The organism is Agrobacterium pusense, assembly GCF_900102105.1.
Taxonomy (GTDB): Bacteria; Pseudomonadota; Alphaproteobacteria; order Rhizobiales; family Rhizobiaceae; genus Agrobacterium; species Agrobacterium pusense.
In genome coordinates this window covers 1-1,973 of the sequence record NZ_FNBB01000024.1, presented here as the reverse complement: position 1 = coordinate 1,973, position 1,973 = coordinate 1, and the positions used below count along the sequence as shown (strand labels likewise).

Sequence of the window (1,973 nt, the reverse complement as noted above, 5' to 3'; positions counted from 1 at the left end):
AACCTGTGGATTTTGGTATCGTCGGGCGTGATGAAGACAGTGTCGCCGTGCTTGCAGGCGAATTCGCCGTCCGCGCGGGCGGTAATCGGGCCGATGCCTGGGACATCGATATGCAGAAATGTGTCGGAGCCGAGATGTTCGGCGACGGTGACCTTGCCCTGCCAGAGACCGCTTTCCTTCGACAGCACCAAATGTTCCGGCCGAACCCCGGCTGTGGCGGCACCCTTTTGGCGGGCGAAGTCACCGGTGATGAGGTTCATGCGCGGCGAGCCGATGAAGCCGGCGACGAAGAGGTTGGCGGGAGAGCGATAAAGCTCCATCGGCGAACCGACCTGCTCGATATTTCCACGGTTCAGCACCACGATCTTGTCGGCCATGGTCATGGCCTCCACCTGGTCGTGGGTAACGTAGATCATCGTCGTTTTCAGCGTGTTGTGCAGCTCGGAGATTTCCAGCCGCATGGTGCCGCGCAGCGCCGCATCGAGGTTGGAGAGCGGCTCATCAAACAGGAAGGCGGAAGGCTCGCGCACGATGGCGCGGCCAATCGCCACGCGCTGGCGCTGGCCGCCCGAGAGCTGCGAAGGCCGGCGCTCGAGATAATCGGTGAGGTTCAGCACCCGTGCCGCATCCTCCACCTTCTTGTCGATGACGGCCTTGTCGAGCTTGGCCATCTTCAACGGGAAGGCGATGTTGTTCCTGACACTCATATGCGGATAAAGCGCATAGGACTGGAACACCATGGCAAGGCCACGTTCGGCCGGCGCACGCTCGGTAACATCCTTGCCGTCGATGACGATCTTACCGCCGGAGACATCCTCCAGCCCGGCGATGAGGCGCAGCAACGTGGACTTGCCGCAGCCGGACGGACCGACAAAGACGACGAATTCGCCATCGTGGATATCGAGATCGATCGACGGGATGACCTTTGCCTCACCGAAGACCTTGGACACGTTCTGAAGGGAAATGCTGCCCATGTTTGTCGTTCCTTATTTCACGGCGCCAAAGGTCAGGCCGCGCACGAGTTGCTTCTGCGAGAACCAGCCGATGACGAGAATGGGGGCGATCGCCATCATCGAGGCGGCCGAAAGTTTTGCCCAGAACAGCCCCTGCGGCGAGGAGAAGGAGGCGATGAAGGCCGTCAGTGGTGCCGCATTGGTGGTGGTCAGCCGGATTGTCCAGAAGGATTCATTCCAGGCGAGGATGACGTTCAAGAGCAGCGTCGAGGCAATGCCGGGCACCGCCATCGGTGTCAGCACATGCACGATCTCGTTCCACAGCGATGCGCCATCCATGCGGGCCGCTTCCAGGATCTCGCCGGGAATTTCCCGGAAATAGGTGTAGAGCATCCAGATGACGATCGGCAGGTTGATGAAAGTCAGCATGATGGTGAGGCCAATGCGGGTATCGAGCAGGCCGGCATTGCGGAAGATCAGATAGATCGGCACCAGCACCGCGACGGCCGGCATCATCTTGGTGGAAAGCATCCACATCAAAATGTCCTTGGTGCGCTTGGTCGGCGAGAACGCCATGGCCCAGGCGGCAGGAATGGCGATGATCAGCGCGATGATCGTAGAACCTAGTGACAGCACCACCGAGTTCATGAAGGGCTTGAAGTAATCGCGCTGGGTCTGGACCGTCACGTAATTCTCAAGCGTGCCCGAGGGAATGAGGCTGAAGCCGGCGATCGCCTCCGGCTCGGTCTTGATCGAAGTGAGGAAGGCGTAAAGGATCGGGAAGAACAGCAGGAGCGCGACGATCCATGCAGCGATGGAGAAGCCGATCTTTGCGCGAGTGGTTGTCTTGCGGGCCATGATGTTTCCCCTTTACCGGTCGAGGTTCTTGCCGACCGCGCGCATCAGGAAGATGGCGACGATATTGGCGAGGATAACGGCGATGATACCGCCGGCCGAAGCGCCACCGACGTCGTAACCCAGAAGTGCGGTGCGATAGATCAGGAAGGCAAGGTTGGTGGA

The 1,973-nt window shown here is 60.0% G+C and carries 2 protein-coding genes and 1 pseudogene; all 3 read right to left on the bottom strand.

Annotated elements, in window-relative coordinates:
* Positions 1-974: ABC transporter ATP-binding protein (locus tag BLU28_RS25780; protein ID WP_077987187.1), on the bottom strand; the 974-nt coding region annotated here is incomplete at its 3' end.
* Positions 975-986: 12 nt separating this feature from the next.
* Positions 987-1,811 (bottom strand): carbohydrate ABC transporter permease, encoded by an 825-nt coding sequence (locus tag BLU28_RS25775; RefSeq protein WP_004445255.1) that lies wholly within the window; start codon positions 1,809-1,811, stop codon positions 987-989.
* A gap of 12 nt (positions 1,812-1,823) precedes the next feature.
* Positions 1,824-1,973: pseudogene (locus tag BLU28_RS25770) on the bottom strand (sugar ABC transporter permease); the annotation flags it as partial.